General features: G+C 65.6%; 27 protein-coding genes. 13 read left to right on the forward strand and 14 right to left on the reverse strand.

What is annotated here, in order from left to right:
• Nucleotides 1–30: 30 nt before the first annotated feature.
• The 9 genes from K9B35_RS05045 to K9B35_RS05080 all read right to left on the reverse strand — a co-directional run bounded on the left by K9B35_RS05045 (nucleotide 31) and on the right by K9B35_RS05080 (nucleotide 2992).
• Nucleotides 31–297, reverse strand: a complete 267-nt coding sequence (locus K9B35_RS05045; RefSeq protein WP_224920720.1) for a hypothetical protein — start codon at nucleotides 295–297, stop codon at nucleotides 31–33.
• 44 nt (nucleotides 298–341) lie between these two features.
• Nucleotides 342–473 carry a hypothetical protein gene (locus K9B35_RS20150; RefSeq protein WP_263622336.1) on the reverse strand — a complete coding sequence of 44 codons (132 nt, stop codon included), beginning with the start codon at nucleotides 471–473 and terminating at the stop codon, nucleotides 342–344.
• 26 nt (nucleotides 474–499) lie between these two features.
• On the reverse strand, nucleotides 500–778 hold the full coding sequence (locus K9B35_RS05050) for a hypothetical protein (RefSeq protein ID WP_224920721.1): 279 nt from the start codon (nucleotides 776–778) through the stop codon (nucleotides 500–502).
• 11 nt (nucleotides 779–789) lie between these two features.
• On the reverse strand, nucleotides 790–1047 hold the full coding sequence (locus tag K9B35_RS05055) for a hypothetical protein (RefSeq protein ID WP_224921105.1): 258 nt from the start codon (nucleotides 1045–1047) through the stop codon (nucleotides 790–792).
• Between the two features lie 77 nt (nucleotides 1048–1124).
• A complete protein-coding gene (locus tag K9B35_RS05060; RefSeq protein WP_224920722.1) occupies nucleotides 1125–1415 on the reverse strand; it encodes a hypothetical protein in 291 nt (96 codons plus the stop codon).
• Nucleotides 1416–1445: 30 nt separating this feature from the next.
• Nucleotides 1446–1823, reverse strand: coding sequence for an envelope stress response membrane protein PspC (gene pspC, locus K9B35_RS05065; protein WP_224920723.1), 378 nt, complete (start codon nucleotides 1821–1823; stop codon nucleotides 1446–1448).
• Nucleotide 1824: 1 nt separating this feature from the next.
• Entirely contained in the window at nucleotides 1825–2106 is a 282-nt protein-coding gene (gene pspB / locus K9B35_RS05070; RefSeq protein ID WP_224920724.1) for an envelope stress response membrane protein PspB, read from the reverse strand.
• A 3-nt stretch (nucleotides 2107–2109) separates the two neighbouring features.
• The gene (pspA, locus tag K9B35_RS05075; RefSeq protein WP_224920725.1) at nucleotides 2110–2778 is read right to left on the reverse strand and encodes a phage shock protein PspA; all 669 of its coding nucleotides are present in this window, start codon (nucleotides 2776–2778) and stop codon (nucleotides 2110–2112) included.
• A 67-nt stretch (nucleotides 2779–2845) separates the two neighbouring features.
• Nucleotides 2846–2992: a hypothetical protein gene (locus tag K9B35_RS05080; RefSeq protein ID WP_224920726.1), complete on the reverse strand. Its 147-nt coding sequence runs from the start codon at nucleotides 2990–2992 to the stop codon at nucleotides 2846–2848.
• Between the two features lie 177 nt (nucleotides 2993–3169).
• On the opposite strand from K9B35_RS05080, the gene pspF reads away from it, so the two are divergent.
• Complete coding sequence (gene pspF / locus K9B35_RS05085; protein WP_224920727.1) at nucleotides 3170–4204, forward strand: phage shock protein operon transcriptional activator; 1035 nt, start codon at nucleotides 3170–3172, stop codon at nucleotides 4202–4204.
• A gap of 95 nt (nucleotides 4205–4299) precedes the next feature.
• Entirely contained in the window at nucleotides 4300–4917 is a 618-nt protein-coding gene (locus tag K9B35_RS05090; protein WP_224920728.1) for a superoxide dismutase, read from the forward strand.
• 191 nt (nucleotides 4918–5108) lie between these two features.
• On the opposite strand, the gene K9B35_RS05095 is transcribed toward K9B35_RS05090, so the two are convergent.
• From K9B35_RS05095 to mtaB, 3 genes are read right to left on the reverse strand one after another with little or no spacing between them, the layout of a single operon-like run.
• Nucleotides 5109–5750: a septation protein A gene (locus K9B35_RS05095; RefSeq protein ID WP_224920729.1), complete on the reverse strand. Its 642-nt coding sequence runs from the start codon at nucleotides 5748–5750 to the stop codon at nucleotides 5109–5111.
• Between the two features lie 55 nt (nucleotides 5751–5805).
• Nucleotides 5806–6738 carry a signal recognition particle-docking protein FtsY gene (ftsY, locus tag K9B35_RS05100; protein ID WP_224920730.1) on the reverse strand — a complete coding sequence of 311 codons (933 nt, stop codon included), beginning with the start codon at nucleotides 6736–6738 and terminating at the stop codon, nucleotides 5806–5808.
• Nucleotides 6735–7973: a tRNA (N(6)-L-threonylcarbamoyladenosine(37)-C(2))-methylthiotransferase MtaB gene (gene mtaB, locus K9B35_RS05105; RefSeq protein WP_263622337.1), complete on the reverse strand. Its 1239-nt coding sequence runs from the start codon at nucleotides 7971–7973 to the stop codon at nucleotides 6735–6737. The genes ftsY and mtaB overlap by 4 nt, the downstream gene beginning before the upstream one ends.
• On the opposite strand from mtaB, the gene K9B35_RS05110 reads away from it, so the two are divergent.
• Nucleotides 7972–8550, forward strand: coding sequence for a DUF924 family protein (locus K9B35_RS05110; protein WP_224920731.1), 579 nt, complete (start codon nucleotides 7972–7974; stop codon nucleotides 8548–8550). The two genes, mtaB and K9B35_RS05110, sit on opposite strands and share 2 nt — an antisense overlap.
• A 3-nt stretch (nucleotides 8551–8553) precedes the next feature.
• Here K9B35_RS05110 and K9B35_RS05115 read toward each other — a convergent pair whose 3' ends face one another.
• The gene (locus K9B35_RS05115) at nucleotides 8554–10191 is read right to left on the reverse strand and encodes a putative bifunctional diguanylate cyclase/phosphodiesterase (RefSeq protein ID WP_224920732.1); all 1638 of its coding nucleotides are present in this window, start codon (nucleotides 10189–10191) and stop codon (nucleotides 8554–8556) included.
• A gap of 222 nt (nucleotides 10192–10413) precedes the next feature.
• On the opposite strand from K9B35_RS05115, the gene ffh reads away from it, so the two are divergent.
• The 5 genes from ffh to K9B35_RS05140 are packed head-to-tail and all read left to right on the forward strand — an operon-like array spanning nucleotide 10414 to nucleotide 15196.
• Nucleotides 10414–11898: a signal recognition particle protein gene (gene ffh, locus K9B35_RS05120; RefSeq protein ID WP_224920733.1), complete on the forward strand. Its 1485-nt coding sequence runs from the start codon at nucleotides 10414–10416 to the stop codon at nucleotides 11896–11898.
• A 37-nt stretch (nucleotides 11899–11935) separates the two neighbouring features.
• Nucleotides 11936–12430: a 30S ribosomal protein S16 gene (gene rpsP, locus K9B35_RS05125; protein WP_224920734.1), complete on the forward strand. Its 495-nt coding sequence runs from the start codon at nucleotides 11936–11938 to the stop codon at nucleotides 12428–12430.
• A gap of 3 nt (nucleotides 12431–12433) precedes the next feature.
• Nucleotides 12434–12925, forward strand: a complete 492-nt coding sequence (rimM, locus tag K9B35_RS05130) for a ribosome maturation factor RimM (RefSeq protein ID WP_224920735.1) — start codon at nucleotides 12434–12436, stop codon at nucleotides 12923–12925.
• The gene (locus K9B35_RS05135; RefSeq protein WP_224920736.1) at nucleotides 12922–13659 is read left to right on the forward strand and encodes a metallophosphoesterase family protein; all 738 of its coding nucleotides are present in this window, start codon (nucleotides 12922–12924) and stop codon (nucleotides 13657–13659) included. Before rimM ends, K9B35_RS05135 begins: the two co-directional genes overlap by 4 nt.
• Before the next feature lie 37 nt (nucleotides 13660–13696).
• Nucleotides 13697–15196 (forward strand): serine hydrolase domain-containing protein, encoded by a 1500-nt coding sequence (locus K9B35_RS05140; RefSeq protein ID WP_224920737.1) that lies wholly within the window; start codon nucleotides 13697–13699, stop codon nucleotides 15194–15196.
• 564 nt (nucleotides 15197–15760) lie between these two features.
• On the opposite strand, the gene K9B35_RS05145 is transcribed toward K9B35_RS05140, so the two are convergent.
• A complete protein-coding gene (locus K9B35_RS05145) occupies nucleotides 15761–16669 on the reverse strand; it encodes an NAD(P)/FAD-dependent oxidoreductase (protein WP_224920738.1) in 909 nt (302 codons plus the stop codon).
• 83 nt (nucleotides 16670–16752) lie between these two features.
• On the opposite strand from K9B35_RS05145, the gene K9B35_RS05150 reads away from it, so the two are divergent.
• From K9B35_RS05150 to K9B35_RS05170, 5 genes are all read left to right on the forward strand, one after another.
• On the forward strand, nucleotides 16753–17049 hold the full coding sequence (locus K9B35_RS05150; RefSeq protein WP_224920739.1) for an AbrB/MazE/SpoVT family DNA-binding domain-containing protein: 297 nt from the start codon (nucleotides 16753–16755) through the stop codon (nucleotides 17047–17049).
• Complete coding sequence (locus K9B35_RS05155) at nucleotides 17046–17420, forward strand: type II toxin-antitoxin system VapC family toxin (RefSeq protein ID WP_224920740.1); 375 nt, start codon at nucleotides 17046–17048, stop codon at nucleotides 17418–17420. Before K9B35_RS05150 ends, K9B35_RS05155 begins: the two co-directional genes overlap by 4 nt.
• Complete coding sequence (gene trmD, locus K9B35_RS05160) at nucleotides 17417–18151, forward strand: tRNA (guanosine(37)-N1)-methyltransferase TrmD (RefSeq protein WP_224920741.1); 735 nt, start codon at nucleotides 17417–17419, stop codon at nucleotides 18149–18151. Before K9B35_RS05155 ends, trmD begins: the two co-directional genes overlap by 4 nt.
• Nucleotides 18148–18540 carry a 50S ribosomal protein L19 gene (gene rplS / locus K9B35_RS05165; protein WP_224920742.1) on the forward strand — a complete coding sequence of 131 codons (393 nt, stop codon included), beginning with the start codon at nucleotides 18148–18150 and terminating at the stop codon, nucleotides 18538–18540. The genes trmD and rplS overlap by 4 nt, the downstream gene beginning before the upstream one ends.
• A gap of 90 nt (nucleotides 18541–18630) precedes the next feature.
• Nucleotides 18631–19017 carry a hypothetical protein gene (locus K9B35_RS05170; RefSeq protein ID WP_224920743.1) on the forward strand — a complete coding sequence of 129 codons (387 nt, stop codon included), beginning with the start codon at nucleotides 18631–18633 and terminating at the stop codon, nucleotides 19015–19017.
• Nucleotides 19018–19079: the final 62 nt, after the last annotated feature.

Genomic DNA, 19079 nt, shown 5'->3' on the forward strand with positions numbered 1-19079 from the left:
GTTCCCGCCGGACTTCAGTTGCGTTAGAATTCAGTTCCGACCGTCGCGCAGCTTCTCGATCTCGCGGTCGAGGCTGACGGTCGAATGATTGTCGGTGATCACCCGCTCGAGCACCGCGATGCGGTCCTTCAGCGTGCGTACTTCCTGCTCCAGGCGGCGGGCTTCGGCGCTCACCGCGGGATCGTTGGCGACATAGTCGTTGCCGCGGCCATCCTTCTGGATGCCCATCTTGGCGCGGACGATGTTGCCGACGGTTACGATCGCTACGATCATCACCACCATGAACGCCCAATCCATCACCTGTCTCCTGTTCGTATGATCTTGTGTCGGCCCTTGAGGGGCTATTCGGCCGGCTGGACGGCGACTTCGCGTGCCAGCCGCGCGGCGCGGCGGACGGGGCGGTCGCGCATCTCGGCCATCGTGACGCCGATCGCGCCAATGACGCCCAGCACCGCGAACAATCCGATCAACATGGTAGATACTCCCTTACAAAATTCGTTCAGTTCACCGGCCGGTCGTCGCGCAGCCGTTCAATCTCGTTCGCCAGGTCGGCACCGCGGTCGGTGACGATCCGCTCCAGCACCCGCACCCGCTGCTCCAGCCGTTCGGTGTGCGCCGCATATTGCGCGGCGCGTTCGGCGGTCTGGGCGGTGAGCACTTCGGCCATCTTTTCCTTGTGCTTCAGCCAGCGTTTGAACATCTCGCCGCCGACCCCCAGGATCACCGGGATCCCCACGACGATGAAGAAGAAGGCGATTACGAAAGGCGCTTTTTCCATCGTCCTGCCCCTTAGTTCTTGCTGACGCGCAGGGCTTCGATCTCGCGATCGAGTGCGTGGCTGCTGTCGGTCACGATCCGCTCGACATTGGCCAGGCGGTCCTTGACCGAACCCAGTTCCGCACGGAGCTGGGCATTTTCCTGGCTGATCAGCTTGATGCGCTCGACCATCTCGTCATTCTTCTGCGGATAGACCGCCTGACCCCAGGCCCCGTCCAGCGGGTAGCCATTCTTGATGCGGAGCCAGGTGGTGAACATCCATCCGATCATCCCGGCGACGCCGACGATCGCGATCGTGGGGGCCAGCGCGGTGAAGAAGTGCAGCTTTTCCATCTCTCTTGTCCTTCTCAGCGCAGGCTGTCGATCTCGCGGGCGGTCCGCTCGGCGGGGTCGGTGGCGATGCGCTCAAGCACCGCGATCCGCTCTTCCAGCCGGCTAACCTGCCCGGTCAGTCGCGCATTTTCGTTGGTCAGCAGTTCGATCTTGCGATCCGCCTGGGGATTTTCCTTGGTGGTCGTCCCCATCCATTCGTTTTCGATCGGGTATCCGTGCTTTGCGCGGATCCAGGTCGAAGCGAGCCAGCCAAAGGTCGTGATCGCGATGATGGCGATGACGAAGCCCGGTCCACCCCAACTCATAACATTTCCCTCCTGTTGAGCCCCCCGGTCTTAGCGGAGGCGCTCGATCTCGTCGGCGAGCTGCGTGTTGCGGCTCGTGTAGAAGGTCTCGATGTCGGCCATGCGGCGATCGATGTCGCGCAGCTTGGAGCGGACTTCCTGGGTCGAGCGACGCGGATTGGCGCGCACCCCCTGCCAGAATTTCGCTTCCTCGGCATTGTCGTAAAGGCCGATCGGCTTCTGCGACACGACCATGGCGAGGCCGATATAGACGAAGAACATCAGCGGAAAGGTAGCGACCAGCAGGGCGAGGAAGCCCAGGCGGATCCACAATGGGTCGACCCCGGTATATTCGCCCAGACCTTCACAGATCCCGAGCCACTTGCCGTTGACCTTGTCGCGATACAGTTGCGTGCGGCTGACAGACATCTCAGTTCCTCCGTGCGCGTTCATAGTCGGGGAGTTCGCGGGCCGGCGGCGTGTCATTGCCGCGCAGGCGGAACTCGGGATTATCGGCGGCGATGATCCGCTCGATGGTGTGCAGGCGATCCTCCAGGCGACGCGCCGTATAGTGCAGCTCGTCGAGCAGGCTTTCGTCCTCGCCGGTGAGCGACTTGGCCTGCTTCCACTTGGTCACATAGTGGAGGATGATCCAGGGCATGCCGATGAAGAGCATGCCGACGACGCCGATCGGGACCAGGATCTCTTCCATGGCTTAATTCCCTTTGTTCAGGCGCGCCTTGAGCGCGGCCAGTTCGGCATCGACCTTCTCGGCCGACTGGAGTTCGGAGATTTCCTCCTCCAGCGTCTTCTTCGGCGCGCCCAGGTTCAGCGCATCCGCGCGGCCCTCGGCGAAATCGACGCGGCGCTCGAGCAGGTCGAAGCGGCTGAATGCGTCGCTGACCTTCGACCCGTGGGTCATCTCGCGCAGCTTGACGCGGTTGTTGGCGCTTTCCAGGCGAGTCATGATCGCATTCTGGCGGGCACGCGCGTCGCGCAGCTTGGTCTGCAGCTTGGCGATATCCTCTTCCGACGCGCGCAGCGCATCGTCGAGTACCGCGATCTCCGCGCTCAGCTGATCGCACATGTCATACGCCTTCTGGCGCTCGACCAGTGCCGCCTTGGCCAGGTCCTCGCGGTCCTTGCTCAGCGCCAGTTCGGCCTTTTCGGTCCAGCTCATCTGGAGATTTTCCAGCTTAGCGATGTGGCGACGCATTTCCTTCTGGTCGGCGATGGTGCGGGCCGCGCTGGCGCGCACCTCAACCAGCGTCTCCTCCATTTCGAGGATGATCATGCGGATCATCTTCGCCGGGTCTTCCGCCTTGTCGAGCAGGTCGGTGAAGTTGGCGGCGATGATGTCGCGGGTGCGAGAGAAAATGCCCATCTGAACTTAACTCCTTGGAAACTCGTGCCGCCGGGCGGGCTAGGGGGTGCCCGCCCGGCGGGATCGCTTACGCGATGGCTGGGGCGGAAACCGTGACACCGTCGGTCGCCGTGACGGCGGGGCCGACCACGGTTGCCAGGCTGGTGGTGCTCACGACCAGGGTGCAGACCAGCGCCGCGATCGTCGTGCGAAAGCTGTTGTTGCCCTTGTACATTGTTTCCGTCCCTCGTTTTCGTCGTTTCGTTCGCCGCCCTTCGCGGCTTGCCAGGAACTTTGCACGGGGCGTGCCAATTCGATTTTTCCGCAGATTTCCGCCATTTTCTAACTCTTGCGCGCGATCGGCCAACTCTACTCTTGCCAAAGGTTGGGAAAATATCCCAAGACTTCGCGCATGGAGCGGACCACCCATGTCGTTGGCCAGTCGGGGGCCTTTCTCGATGCGCTCGAACACGCCTCGCGTGCCGCGGCGCTCGACCGTCCGGTGCTGGTGATCGGCGAGCGCGGGACCGGCAAGGAACTGGTCGCCGAGCGCCTCCACCGACTGTCCCCGCGCTGGGACCAGCCGCTCGTCGTGATGAACTGCGCGGCTTTGCCCGAGACGCTGATCGAAGCGGAATTGTTCGGGCATGAGGCCGGATCGTTCACCGGCGCGACCAAGGGGCGGGCAGGCCGGTTCGAAGAGGCCGATGGCGGCACCCTGTTCCTCGACGAACTCGGCACGCTCAGCATGGCGGCGCAGGACCGGCTGCTGCGCGCGGTCGAATATGGCGAGATTACCCGGATCGGCGCCTCGCGCCCGATGCGGGTCGATGTCCGCATCGTCGCCGCAACCAACGAACATCTGCCCGAACGCGTCGAGCGCGGCACGTTCCGCGCCGATTTGCTCGACCGGCTGAGCTTTGAGGTGGTGACGCTGCCGCCGTTGCGCGCGCGCGCCGGCGACGTGCTGGTGCTTGCCGAGTTCTTCGGCCGGCGCATGGCGGCGGAGCTGGGGCGCGATTGGGAAGGGTTCGGGCCGACGGCGCTGGATGGCCTCACCAATCACGACTGGCCGGGCAATGTCCGCGAACTGCGCAACGTGGTCGAACGCTCGGTCTATCGCTGGGACCGGTCGGGTCCGGTGGACGAGATCCAGGTCGATCCGTTCGCCTCACCCTATCGCCCGCGGCCAATGCCGCACGGCATCCCCGGCAACGCCGCGCCGGTTCAGCTGACCACCGAGGAACCCGGCCCGCTTCCGCGCCGCGAGGACGACCTGTCCGGCGACTTCAAGAGCCGCGTCAACCGCTTTGAACGCGAATTGCTCAGCCGCGCGCTGTCCGAAAACCGCTACAACCAGCGCGCCACCGCCGATGCGCTGGGCCTCAGCTACGACCAGCTCCGCCACGCCCTCAAGCGCCACGACCTGCTGAACGCTGGCGGCTGATCGCCCCACTCGATCCCATCCGCAGAAAAATTTGTGCGGCATTCGCGTCGATCATGCGTTAGGCGGTCGCGAACCAAAAAACGGAGGGACATCCCATGGCGTTCGAACTTCCCACGCTCCCCTATGCCAAGGACGCGCTCGCCCCGACGATCTCGGCCGAGACGCTCGATTTCCACTATGGCAAGCATCACAAGGCCTATGTCGACAAGACCAACGGTTTCGTCGCGGACAAGGGCCTTGAAGGCAAGTCGCTGGTCGAGGTCATCAAGCACGCCAAGGAAACCGGCGACAAGGGCCTGTTCAACAACAGCGCGCAGATCTGGAACCACAGCTTCTACTGGTTCGGCCTGACGCCGGAAGCCAAGGAGCCGACCGGCAAGCTCGCCGAGCTGATCGAAGCGAAGTTCGGCTCGAAGGAAGAGCTGGTCAAGCAGCTGATCGCCGAATCCACCGCGCATTTCTCGAACGGCTGGGGCTGGCTGGTGCTCGACGGTGACGAGATCAAGGTGACCTCGCTCCACGACGCCGACACGCCTGTCGTCTATGACTACAAGCCGCTGCTGACGATCGATGTGTGGGAGCACGCTTACTACATCGACTACCGCAACGCGCGTCCGGGCTATCTGGAAGCGATCACCAAGATCATCGACTGGGATTTCGTCGCCGCCAACCTCGACGGCGAAGGCGTCAGCCGCGCCGACCAGGCCGGCTGATCGAACCGATCATCGATTGAAGAAGCGGGCCGGGGGAAACTCCGGCCCGTTTTGATTCAATCCCGCGTCACCCCGGCCTTGTGCCGGGGTCCACGGTCCCGCAGGCGCGAAGCAAGAGGCTGGAGCGATGCGCGTGCCGCACAGTGGACCCCGGCACAGGGCCGGGGTGACGATTAGTTGCAGGAGTGAGCTTATTGCTCCGGCGGCAACGCCTTGTCGACGATCTCGCCATCGGTCTTCAGCCCATGGCGCAGCAGCAACGGCACATTGCCGATCGCGAACAACAGCGTCAGCGGCACCACGCCCCACAGCTTGAACGCGACCCAGAAATCCCAGCTCTGCGTGCGCCATATGATCTCGTTCAGCACCGCCATCACTGCGAAGAACACCGCCCAGTTGATCGTCAGCAGCTTCCACCCGCGCGCGGTGAGTCCCGGATAGGCGCTTTCGAGCAGCGTTTGCAGCAGCGGCTTGTTGGCGATCAGGCCGTAGGTGAGGACGATCGCGAACATCGCATAAACCAGCGTCGGCTTGACCTTGATGAAGGTCTCGTCATGGAACCACAGCGTCAGCCCGCCGAACACCAGCACCAGCAGGCCGGAAATCCACAGCATCGGTGAGATATGCTTGGTCTTCCACAGCGACAGCCCCATCGCGAGGAAGATCGCGACCATGAACGCCGCAGTCGCCGCGAGCATCCGGGTCAGCTGCGGCCCGCCCATGAAGCTGTTGACCGCAAAGAACACCGCCAGCGGACCGAAATCGATCAGCATGCGCAGGCCGGGGGTAGGGGCGGGCTTACCCGGATTTTGGGACGTCGTGGATTCGGTCATGCACTCACTCTACAAATGGCGCCGGGCTTGTCGAAGAAAACTGGACGCGGGGCGGTCAGCCCTTGGTTAACGCCTCCACCCCGGCGATGATCCGCGACACTTCGCGCGGGTCGAACCCGCGCAAATCGTCGACCTTCTCGCCGACGCCGATCGCGTGGATCGGCAGGCCATATTTCTCCGCCGCCGCGACCAGCACGCCGCCGCGCGCGGTGCCGTCCAGCTTGGTCATCACCATGCCGGTGACGCCGGCGACTTCCTGAAACACCGCGATCTGGTTGAGCGCATTCTGCCCGGTGGTTGCGTCGAGCACCAGCAGCACATCGTGCGGCGCGTCGGGATCGAGCTTGCCGAGCACACGGCGGATCTTCGCCAGCTCGTCCATCAGCTCGCGCTTGTTCTGCAACCGCCCGGCGGTGTCGACGATCAGCAGGTCGATCCCCTCGGCGGTCGCGCGGCGCAGCGCCTCGTGAGCGACCCCTGCGGCATCGCCGCCCTCGGCCCCCGCGACGATCGGCACGCCGATCCGTTCGGCCCAGGTGCGCAGCTGGCCGATCGCGGCCGCGCGGAACGTGTCGCCCGCCGCGACCATCACCTTCAGCCCCTGATCCTTCAGGATCGCGGCGAGCTTGGCGATGGTCGTGGTCTTGCCCGACCCGTTGACGCCGATCACCAGCATCACCTGCGGCCGCGCCTTGTCGGTGATCAGCGGCTTGGCGACCTTGGTCAGCACCTTCTCGATCTCGTCGGCGACGACCAGCCGGATGCCCAGCTCCTCCATCCCGCGCTCGACCTGCTCATCCGCCAGCCGCTCGCGAATCCGCGCCGCCGTCGCCGGGCCCAGGTCGGACGCGATCAGCGCCTCCTCGATCTCGTCGAGCGTCGCCTCGTCCAGGCGCCCGGTGCCAAGCCCGGCAAGGTTGCCGACCAGCCGGTCCGACGTCTTCTTGAACCCGCCGAGCAACCGCTCGCGCCAGCTGGGGCCGCTCATGCGGGCACTCCGATCAGTTTGCCGTTCTGCACGTCCGTGATCTTCACCTGTTGTATCGATCCCATGTCACTCTGCGGAAGCATGACCTCCGCGAAATTCTCCGCATGGCCGCGGTCGCCCGGTCGCTCGACCAGCACCCGCTGCGTCGTCCCGACCATGTCGCGCAGCCAGTCCGTCCGCCGCGCCGCCGCCCGCTCGCGCAGTGCCGCCGCGCGTGCCTTGGCGATGGCCGGCGCAACCTGCGGCATCCGCGCCGCCGGCGTGCCCTCGCGCGGGCTATAGGGAAAGATATGCGCATGCACGATGTCGCAATCGTCGATCAGCGCCAGCGTGTTCGCCGCCATCGCCTCATCCTCGGTCGGAAACCCGGCGATCAGGTCCGCGCCGATCGCGATTCCCGGCCGCGCCGCCTTCAGCCGCTCGACCAGCGCCACCGACTGCGCCCGCGAATGCCGCCGCTTCATCCGCTTGAGGATCATATCGTCACCCGCCTGCAGCGACAGATGGACATGCGGCAGCACCCGCGCTTCCTGCGTCAGCAGCGCGAACAGCCGGTCGTCAATCTCGATCCCGTCGAGCGACGACAGCCGTAGCCGCTCGACCGCCGTATGCGCCAGCACCCGCTCGACCAGCTGCCCCAATGACGGCGCGCCGGGCAGGTCGGGGCCATAGCTCGTCAGGTCCACCCCGGTCAGCACGATCTCGCGATGCCCCGCATCGACCAGCGCCTGCACCCGATCGATCACCGCGCCCGCCGGCACCGACCGGCTGTTGCCGCGCCCGAACGGGATCGCGCAAAAGGTACAGCGATGGTCGCACCCGTTCTGCACCTCGACAAAGGCGCGGACATGCGCAGAAAAGCTCGCTGCCAGATGCGGCGCGGTCTGGCGCACGGCCATGATGTCCTGCACCAAAGCCGCGTCATCGCTGGCCCAAGAGGCCGGGATCAGCTTTTCGGCATTGCCGATTACCCGGTCCACCTCCGGCATCGCGCCGAACGATGCCGGATCGATCTGCGCCGCGCAGCCCGTCACCACCAGCTGCGCCGATGGCCGCGCCCGCCGCGCGCGGCGGATCGCCTGGCGCGTCTGGCGCACCGCTTCGTTGGTCACGGCACAGCTGTTGACGACCACCACGTCGCTGGACCCCAACAGCGCGCGGATCGTTTCGCGTTCGGCAAGGTTGAGCCGACAGCCGAGGCTGATTACCTCTGGTGCGGCAATGGAGGACGACATGGCAGGCGATCTAGAGACGCACGGGGTTGAAGTCCATGCATGCGCGAAAGCGGTGCTGGACTATTGGTTCGACGAACTGAAACCCGAACAGCAATTCGCGAAGGACGATGCGGTCGATGCGGAGATTGCGCGCCGCTTCGGCGATGCCCGCAACATGGTACTCGCGGGCGGCGCAGCGGGGTGGCGCGACGACGCCGACACGCTGCTCGCCGCGGTGATCCTGCTCGACCAGTTCAGCCGCAACATCCATCGCGGGACGCCCGACGCGTTCGCCGCCGACCCGCTCGCACTCGCGCTGACGCTGGAGGCGATCGGCAAGGACTGGGACCGCGAGTTGGCGCCGGAGCGCGCGACCTTCCTCTATATGCCGCTGATGCACGCTGAAAATGTCGAGGCGCAGCGGATGTGCCTGGAGAAATTCACCGCGCTCGGCCGCCCGGAAAATCTCCGCTTCGCGATGGAGCACGCCGTGGTGATCGAACAATTCGGCCGCTTCCCCAGCCGCAACGAAGCGCTGGGCCGCGAGTCGACGCCGGAAGAGCTGGAATATCTGAAGCGCCCGGATGCAGGCTGGTAGGGCTTAACCCGCCATCCGGCCCGGGCGTTCGATCGGGAGCTCGCTCTCGATCGTCGGTTCAGCAGGAGCCTGCACCAGCATCCGCCGCTCGGCGAGCAGGCGGCGGGCGCCGCTGACCGACAGCGGCTTGCCATAATGCCAGCCCTGCGCCTTGGCACAGCCCAGCGCCTTGAGCCGCGCAGCGATCGCCTCGTCCTCGACGCCCTCGGCGGTGATCGGCAGGTTGAGGCTTTCGCCCAGCGACACGATTGCATTCACGATCGCCGCCGAATCCGCGCTCTCGTTCAATGAGATGACGAAGCTCTTGTCGATCTTGATCCGGTCGAACGGCAGCGCGCGCAGATGCGCCAGCGACGAATAGCCCGTCCCGAAATCGTCGAGCGCAAGCCGCACGCCCTGATTCTTCAAACTCCCCACGATCGACTGGGCGAGCGAGAGATTGTCGAACAGCGAACTTTCGGTGATCTCGATCTCCAGCCGGCTCGCCGGGAACCGGGTTTCGGTCAGCACCTTGATGATCTTCTGCGCCAGCCACGCATCGCGCAGCTGCACCGGCGAGATGTTGACCGACAGGGTCAGCGAACTGTCCCAGTCGCGCGCAGCGTTGAACGCCTGATGCATCAACGCGATCGACATGTCCGCGATCAGGCCGGTTTCCTCGGCGATCGGGATGAACAATTCGGGGCTTATCAGGCCGCGCGTCGGGTGTTCCCAGCGCGCAAGCACCTCGAACCCGATCAGCTTGCCGGTCTGCAGATCGATCTGCTGTTCGAAATAGGGGACGATCTCACCACGCGGGATCGCGGTGCGCAGGCCATTCTCCAGCTCGTTGCGCGTCTGCAGTTCGCGCTCCATCGAATGGTCGAACCAGGCATAGCGGTTGCGGCCCGATTTCTTGGCGACATACATCGCGATGTCCGCCGATCGCATCAGCGAATCCACCGACTGGCAGTCAAAGTCCGATCGCGCGATGCCGACCGAACAGCTGACATGCAGCCGCAGACCCTCGGCCTCGAACGGCTGCGACATCTGCCCGACCAGCTTTTCGGCGATCCGCTCGATCATGTCCGGGTGCTGAGGATCGAACAGGAAGGCGCAGGCAAATTCGTCGCCGCCCAACCGCGCGGTCAGCGCGATCGGCGGCATCGCGCCCGCGATCTCACCGGCCGCCGCGCGCAGCAGCGCGTCGCCGACCGCATGACCGTGCATGTCGTTGACCGTCTTGAAATGGTCGAGGTCGATGATCAGCATCGCCATCGCTTTGCGCCGCTTCTGCCCGCGCACGAACATCGCCGCGCCTTCCTCGGCCAGGCTGCGGCGGTTGAGGAATCCGGTCAGCGGATCGCGGCTGGCGAGCATCTGCGCGCGTTCCTCCGCTGCGGTGCGGATGCGCACTTCGTTGCTCAACCCCTGATGGCGCCGCCACCCGAACAGGATCAGCGCGACGTTGAGCAGCAGCGCGATCACCAACGTGCGGTCCGCCGGAGCCGCGCCCTCCAGATAATGACGCAGCGTCTTGGACAGCACCGAACTGCCGGTCCCGACAAACATCAGGATCGCAGCGACGCTGATCGCCCCGGTGATCAGGTCGGATCCGGCTCCGTTGCGTTCAGGCTGATCGTGGTCGTTGTCCAGCGACATGCCGGAATTGCTCCCCTTCATACGAGCGGCAGCTATCCCATGCGGACCGTGTAGAAGGGGTTAAAGAACGGCGCGGTTGCACTTATCTTTAATTGCGGCTAAGCGCGCCTCCGACCGTTCTCAGGAACGCGACGACATATGCCCATCGGGCAACGCTGGCTGACGAGGTTTCGTCCGCCGGCGTTTTATGCGTTTCGGACTTGAGAGCAATGGGAGAAGCGAGTGTTTGACAGTCTGAGCGAGCGGCTTGGCGGCGTATTCGACCGTCTCAAGGGCCGTGGCGCGCTGACCGAGGCCGATGTGCGGACCGCGATGCGCGAAGTGCGAATCGCGCTGCTCGAGGCTGACGTCGCGCTCCCAGTCGCGCGCCAGTTCGTCGAGACCGTGACCGAACAGGCGGTCGGCGAAAAGGTGCTGCGCTCGGTCACGCCGGGGCAGCAGGTCGTCAAGATCGTCAACGACGCGCTGGTCGCGATGCTGGGCCCGGACACGGCCGAGCTACACCTCGACGTCACCCCGCCCGCCGTCGTGATGATGGTCGGCCTGCAGGGTTCGGGTAAGACCACCACCACCGCCAAACTGTCCAAGCTGCTCAAAAAGCAGGGCAAAAAGGTGATAATGGCGTCGCTCGACGTCAATCGCCCGGCCGCGCAGGAACAGCTCGCCGTCCTCGGCACCCAGATCGAGGTCACGACCCTCCCGATCATGGTCGGCCAGCAGCCCGTCGACATCGCCCGCCGCGCGATGCAGGCCGCGAAGCTGCAGGGCTTCGACGTGCTGATGCTCGACACCGCGGGCCGCCTGCACGTCGACCAGCAGCTGATGGATGAGATGAAGGCGGTCGCCGACATCTCGACCCCGCAGGAAATCCTGCTCGTTGTCGACTCGCTGACCGGTCAGGACGCGGTCAACGTCGCGCAGAACTTCAGCGATCAGGTGCCGCTGACCGGCGTCGTGCTGACCCGCATGGACGGCGATGCGCGCGGTGGCGCGGCGCTGTCGATGCGCGCCGTCACCGGCAAGCCGATCAAGTTCGCGGGTGTCGGCGAAAAGCTCGACCAGATCGAACCCTTCCACCCCTCGCGCGTCGCGGGCCGCATCCTCGGCATGGGCGACGTCGTCAGCCTGGTCGAGAAGGCCGCGCAGGCGATCGAGCAGGAAGACGCCGAGAAGATGGCTTCGCGGCTGGCCAAGGGTCAGTTCGACATGAACGACCTGCGCGGCCAGCTCGCGCAGATGCGCCGCATGGGCGGCCTTGGTGCGCTCGCCGGCATGATCCCCGGCATGAAGAAGGCGCAGGGCGCGGTCGAACAGGCCGGCGGAGACAAGATCCTGCTGCGCATGGACGCGATCATCACCTCGATGACCGTGAAGGAGCGCGCCAAGCCCGAGCTGATCAACGCCAAGCGCAAGATCCGCATCGCCAAGGGCTCGGGCACGACCGTTCAGGACGTGAACAAGCTGCTCAAGATGCACCAGGAAATGTCCAGCGCGATGAAGCGGCTCAAGAAGATGGGCGGCCTCAAGGGGATGCTGGGCATGCTCGGCAAGGGCGGCATGGGTGGCCTCGGCAATGCGCTGGGCGGCCCGGGCATGGGCGAGATGATGGGCAAGCTCGGCGGTCCCGGTGGCGGGCTTCCGGGCCTTCCCGGCGGCGGCGGCGACATTCCGCCTGAACTCGCCAAGTTTTTGAACAAGAAGAAGTAATCGTTTCAACGCTTTGAATTTATAGAAGGAAAATTAGATGGCTCTCAGCATGCGTCTGTCGCGTGGCGGTTCGAAGAAGCGCCCTTATTACCGCATCATCGTTGCCGATGCGCGTAGCCCGCGTGACGGCAAGTTCATCGAGAAGATCGGCACCTACAACCCGCTGCTCGCCAAGGACGACGAGAAGCGCATCATCCTCGACGCCGATCGCGCGAAGCACTGGCTGAGCGTCGGCGCGCAGCCGACCGACCGCGTCGCCCGCTTCCTCGACGTCGCTGGCGTCAAGGAGCGCGCCGCCAAGAGCAACCCGAACAAGGGCAAGCCGGGCGAGAAGGCCGTCGAGCGCGCCGAGGAGAAGGCCGAGAAGCTGAAGGCCGCCGAGGAAGCCGCCGCCGAAGCCAAGGCCGCTGCCGAAGCCGCCGCCGCTGCGCCGGCCGAAGAGCCCGCCGCTGAAGAAGCGCCTGCTGCCGAAGAAGCGACCACCGAGGAAGCTCCGGCTGCCGACGCTGGCGAAGCAAAGGCCGAGGGCTGATCCTTGGCTAAGGACACCCCCGTCACGCTCGCGGTCATTATCGGCGCGCACGGCGTGACGGGGGAGGTCCGCCTCAAGGTCTTCGCCGAAGACCTGTCCGCGCACCGCCGCTTCAACGGCGGCGCGCTGACGCTCAAATCGGTGCGCCCCGGCAACAATGGCGCGATCGCGCGCTTTGCCGAAGTCGCCGACCGCAATGCGGCCGAGGCGCTGCGCGGCACCGAACTCACCGTCACCCGCGACGAACTCCCGCCGCTGGGCGAGGGCGAATATTATCACGCCGACCTGCTCGGCCTAACCGCCGTCTCCGAAGGCGGCGACGCCATCGGCACCGTCGTCGCAATCGAGAATTTCGGCGCGGGGGATGTGATCGAAATCGAGAAGCCCGCCCAAGAAGCAGAAAGCGCCAAGCGCTTCATGGTCCCGATGCGCCCCGAAGCGGTGCCCGTCTGGGACGACACCACGCTCACCATCGCCGACGGCTGGGCTGGGTGAGCGCAGGCGGCATGCTCGCCGTCCTGTCCGACATCCACGGCAATCTCCCTGCGCTCGAAGCGGTGATCGCTGACGCGCAGGCGGCGGGGGCGACGCGCTTCGTCAACCTCGGCGACAGCCTGTCCGGCCCGCTCTGGCCATCAGAAGCCGCCGCGCTGCTGATGCGCCTCGACTGGCCGACCATCGCCGGCAATCATGAGCGGCAGCTGCTCACCGACTCGCCCGAGCGCATGAACGCCTCCGACCGCTTCGCCCGCGCCGCGCTCGATGATGCGCAGCTCGCCTGGCTTGCTGCACAGCCCCGGACACTCAGCCTCGATGGCATCCGCCTCGTCCACGGCACCGCCCGCAGCGATGTCGAACAGCTGCTCGAAACCGTCGAGCCGACCTGCCTGCGCGCGGCCACCGATGCCGAGATTGCCGCGCGGCTGGGCGATGATCCCGCGATGCTCACCTTGTGCGGCCACTCGCATCTCCCCGGCGTCCGCGTGCTGAGCGATGGTCGCACCGCCGCCAATCCCGGAAGCGTCGGCCTTCAGGCCTATCGCGAAGATCTGCCCTTTCCCCATGCGGTCCAGACCGGCGACCCGCGCGCCCGCTACGCGCTGGTGCGCGGCATGCAGGTGGAGTTGCGCGCCATCGCCTATGACCACGCCACCGCCGCCGCCAAGGCGGAGCGGGAAGGGCGCGACGACTGGGCCTTGGCGCTGCGCACCGGGTTAGCACCGGATTAGGCTTCCCATCGCCGCCAATCTCTGATTGCCTGTGCGTATGAAGCTGCACCTAGCCGCCGCCGCCCTCGCGCTCGCCCCGCTGCCCGCCCTCGCCCAGACGTCAGCGGCCCAGATCCCGCCCGCGCAGGTCACCGAAATCAGCGATCATTTCGCCCGCTACCGGCAGGCAAACCCGACCCCCGGCATGGTCTATATCGTGATCAAGGACGGAAAGCCCGCGCTCTCCGCAATGGTCGGCACCCAGACCCCCGGCGGCGCGCCAGTCACACTCGACACCCGCTTCCGCATCGCATCGATGAGCAAGGCGTTCACCGCGCTCGCGATCCTTCGGTTGCGTGATGAGGGCAAGCTGGTGCTCGACGACCTCGCCGAAAAGCACATACCCGAAATGCGCGGCTGGACATATCCCACGACCGACAGCCCGCGCATCCGCATCCGCGACCTGCTCGCCCATGTCGGCGGCATGGTCACCGACGATCCGTGGGGCGACCGGCAACAGGTGCTGAGCGAGGCGCAGTTCAGCGCGATGATTGCGAAGGGCGTGCCGTGGAGCCGCACCGGCGGCATGGCGCATGAATATTCCAATTACGGCTATGCGCTGCTCGGCCGGATCATCACCAACGCCTCGGGCCAGCCCTATCAGGCCTATATCGCGCGCACGATCCTACAGCCGCTCGGCATGAGCGCGACCACCTATGACATCGCACAGGTGCCGCGTGACAAGTTCGCGCTTGGCTATCGCTGGGAGGATGAGAAGTGGGTGGCCGAACCGGAGATGCGCGACGGCGCGTTCGGGGCGATGGGCGGCATGATCACTACAGCCAATGACTATGCGAAGTGGGTCGGTTTTCTGCTCTCGGCCTGGCCGCCGCGAGACGGTGCCGAGACCGGCCCGGTCAAGCGCGCCACGGTGCGGGAGATGGTGCAGGGCCTGAACTTCGTCCGCGTCGGCCCGCGTCGCGGCGCGCCGGACAGCGACACCTGCCGCCACGGCACCGCCTATGGCATGGGCATGCGCATCACCAGCGACTGCGACCTTGGCGTCGCGCTGGAGCACGGCGGCGGCTATCCCGGTTATGGCAGCTATGTCGTGCTGGCGCCGGAGCGCGGCGTCGCCGCCTTCGCCTTCACCAACAAGACCTATACCGCCCCCGCCGTGCCGGTGTGGCAGTCGCTGTGGTCGCTCGCACGGGCAGGGGCGGCAGAGCCCCGCGCGACCCCGCTCAATCCGCTACTGGCGCAAATGCACGCCGCCGCCCGCGCCGCCTATGCGGCAGGCGACCTCAAGCCGCTCGACGGCAAACTCGCGATGAATTTCCTGATGGACCGCGACGCCGCGCACTGGCGGGCCGAATTCGCGCGGATCAAGGGCGTGGTCGGCGACTGCCCCACCACCGAACCGCTCGCCCCGACCGGCAACCTCTCGGTCAATTTCCGCTGGAACTGCGCCAAGGGCAAACTCGACGGCCAGATCCTGATGGCCCCGACCAACCCGCCGACGATCCAGGCGCTGCGGTTCTTGCCGCGACCCGACTGAGGGAAGGGCTCAACTAGGGGCAGGCTGCCAACTGGAAAGCCGGTTGCGGACCAGAGCTATCGCCGATACCCCAACTATATGCGCCTCATTACGTTAGCCCTCACCGTATCGTGCGCAGCCTGCACACAACAGCCGAGTTCGAAAGAACAGGCGTTGATCGATACCGTCGAGAAGCACGTGAAACTCCCGAAAGGGGCGGGGCCCCTGCGATGCTATACAAGATATTACACGGTTGTACGCGGAAAGGATTTGGAAGGGCTGCTCGGTGGTTCGAATAGTCTTGGCGTTAGCGAGTTGCTGGTCGGCCGCTACCGCGAGCCTGATAGAGATGCAGGAGAGCGTGCGGGGATAAAGTGGTTGACTGACGCCAGCACATTGCCAGAAATTCATGATGCTGGGTGTAGAGACATGCAAGTGTGGTACACGTCCGGATGGCCGACGGACGAACTCGTAGCGCTGTGCTCACTGGACTTCTCGGGGAACATGCCCGACGAGATCGGAGGAAAGCCCCTTACCTGCTGATTTGTCGCTCGGAGCGGCCACTGGGAGCGTTTCTGCGCGCAGCTACCGCCAAATCGCCCGCTGTTCGCTGAGCATATTCCGGATCGTCGTCGACGCCACCCCCGCCTGACCCATCGCATTGCTGATCTGGTCCAGCCCCTTCACCACATCGCCCGCCGCGAACAGGCCGGGGATGCTGGTGCGCTGGTGGTCGTCCACCTCAAGGCATCCTTCGTCGGTCGCCGCCGCGCCCGCGGCAACCGCCAGATCGGATCGGATGCGCGACCCCAGCGCCGGGTAGATGCTGTCGAACGCCATCCGCCCCTGCGCGGTGTCCACGGCCATCCGATCCCCTACGATCGCATAGCCGCCGCACGGGCCATCCACCCGCGCGATCCCCGCTTCCTCCAGCGCCGCCACACACGCAGCATCCAGCCGATGCTCCACATTCGGCGCGATCAGCGTCACGTCGCGCGTAAAGCCGCGCAGGAACAGCGCCTCGCGCATCCCGTGATCGCCGGTCCCGATCACGCCCACGCGCTTGTCGGTCACCTCATAGCCATCGCACACCGGGCAATAGCGCAGCAGTCCACGTGCCAGCGCCGGATCATGCACCGCATCCTCCAGCCCTTCGGGCCGGTGATTGACCACCCCGGTCGCCAGCAGCACCGACCGCGTCGCGACCCGCCGCTCGCCCGCGTGGACGATAAAGCCGTCCGCCACCGGCTCGACCCGCGTCACCTTGGCTGGCTCGCGCACCGCGCCGTACAGTTCGGCCTGCGCCAGCATCCGCCGAAGCAGCTCGACCCCCTCAATCCCCTCGGGATAGCCGGCATGGTTATGCGTGCGCGGGATCAGCGCGGCGCGGCTCGACCCGCAATCGAACAGCCGGATCGAAAGGTGATAGCGCGCCAAATAGATCGCCGCCGTCAGTCCGGCCGGCCCAGCGCCGACGATGATACAGTCTTCCATGACCGGCATAGCGCGGCGGGGGCGGGTTCGTTCCTTGACTGTATCCGGGGGTGTATATACACCAAGTATATACGGAGGCCGTGATGAGCGAAGAATATCGCGCTAAAGTGTTCAAGTCGGGCAATTCGATGGCGCTTCGGCTGCCCAAGGCGCTCGGCGTTACCGAGGGCACCGAGATGCGGATCGTCCGCGAGGAGCGTTCGGGCTTCAAGATAGAACCGGTCGATCAGCCAAAGCGCAAGTTCGATGTCGGGAAAATCTGGGGGATCGGCAAGGACCTGGATCTCAAGCCGATCGCCGATGACGACCGCGTGTTCGAACGGCGTCCGCTGCTGTTGGATGATGCAGACTGGCCCGCGTCGGTTGACGGCAAACCATGAAGTACCTTCTGGACAGCAACATCATCATTGCCGCGATACTGGGATCGAGCGAAACGCTGCTGGAGCGTCTGGAGGCGTGCGACGAAGGCGATCTGGTGACATCGGCGATCGTCTACGCCGAAGTGGCGCACGGATCGTCGCACGGCAAGCCGCCTCCGCTGAACGTCCTGGATACGGCGTTGCAGGATATCGCCGTCTTGCCATTTGATGCAGCGGCGGCGCTGGCCTATGCCGCGCTCCCGTTCGTACGGGCCAGCTATGACCGGCTGATTGCGGCACATGCGTTGTCGCTCGATCTGACGTTGGTCTCGCACAATGTACGGCACTTTTCCGATTTGCCCGGTTTGCGGGTTGAGAACTGGCTCTCATGACCTTCGCCGCCACCATCCTGACCCTCTACCCGGACATGTTTCCCGGTCCACTCGGCGCATCGATCGCCGGGCGCGCATTGAACGAGGGGAAGTGGAGCCTCGACACCGTCCAGATCCGCGACTTCGCAACCGACCGCCACCGCACCGTCGATGACACACCGGCGGGGGGCGGGGCGGGGATGGTGCTCAAGCCCGATATCCTCGCCGCCGCCTGTGACAGCGTGGGCTATGACCGCCCGATGCTCGCGATGACCCCGCGCGGCGCGCCGCTGACGCAGGACCGGGTGCGCGCGCTTGCCGCCGGCCCCGGCGTGTCGATCCTGTGCGGCCGGTTCGAGGGGTTTGACGAGCGACTGTTCGACGCGCGGCCGATCGAACAGGTGTCGATCGGCGACTATGTCCTGTCGGGCGGGGAGATGGGCGCGCTGGTCCTGCTCGACGCTTGCATTCGGCTGCTTCCCGGCGTAATGGGCGCGCCTTCCAGCGGAGTCGAGGAAAGCTTCGAAAGCGGCCTCCTCGAATATCCGCAATTCACCCGACCCGTCGACTGGGAAGGGCGCACGATCCCGCAAGTGCTGCGATCGGGGGATCATGCGCGGATCGCGGCCTGGCGAAAGCAACAGGCCGAGACCCATACACGGCTAAGGAGGCCGGATCTTTGGGAGCGCCATGAGGGCGCTCGGGTCCAGTCTCCCTCTGGCGCGCGGCAACAGAAGGATGAAGATCCATGAACCTGCTTCAGCAGATCGAAGCCGAGAACGTTGCGAAGTTCCTGGCCGAAAAGACGATCCCCGAATTTCGCCCCGGCGACACGCTGCGCGTCGGCGTGAAGGTCGTCGAAGGCGAGCGTACCCGCGTTCAGAACTATGAAGGCGTCTGCATCGCCCGCGCCAACAAGGGCATGGGCAGCAACTTCACCGTTCGCAAGATTTCGTTCGGTGAGGGCGTCGAGCGCGTCTTCCCGCTCTACTCGCCGAACATCGACAGCATCGAAGTCGTCCGTCGCGGCGTCGTGCGTCGTGCGAAGCTCTATTATCTGCGTGGCCGCACCGGCAAGTCGGCGCGTATCGCCGAGCGCCGCGACCCGCGTCCGGCCAAGGCGACCACCGCCGCCGAGTAATCGGCCCGCTGGCAAGACATCTACGGGGCGCGGAGGCGAAAGCTTCCGCGCCCCGTTTGATTCTGCGTCTCGCGACACTAAGTTGACCGGGTGACAGCCCGCTCCATCCCATCCGCGCTCGACGCCCGGCCAGTCCGGGCAGCGGCGCTGTGGATCGCGCTGCTGGTCGCACTGGCCTCGTCGCTGCTCAGCAGCGGCCCGCCGCGCACCATCGCCTATGGTTCGGCATTCAACCCGGCGACCACCGTCGTCGCGCTCAGGCCGATCCGCCCGGCGCCCCGGATCATGGCCGAAACCGTCCGCCGCGACGACGGCCCCGCCGCCGGGGCCAGCGACATCGCGGTGGCATCGCTGGCGGTCGTGCCGATCGCAGCACCGCGATGGATTCCCGCCGCGCACGACGCGGCGCCGGAACCGCTTCCCCTTCGTCCGCATTCCGTCCTCGACGGCAGCCCGCGTGGCCCGCCGCTCGCCTGACCCTTCGCCAATTCGCCAATCCTGGCGTCTTTGGAGTTTTGTCATGGATCAGAAGAAAAAGC

The sequence above is a fragment of the Sphingomonas sp. R647 genome, from assembly GCF_020177055.1.
In the GTDB taxonomy this organism is placed as follows: domain Bacteria; phylum Pseudomonadota; class Alphaproteobacteria; order Sphingomonadales; family Sphingomonadaceae; genus Sphingomonas.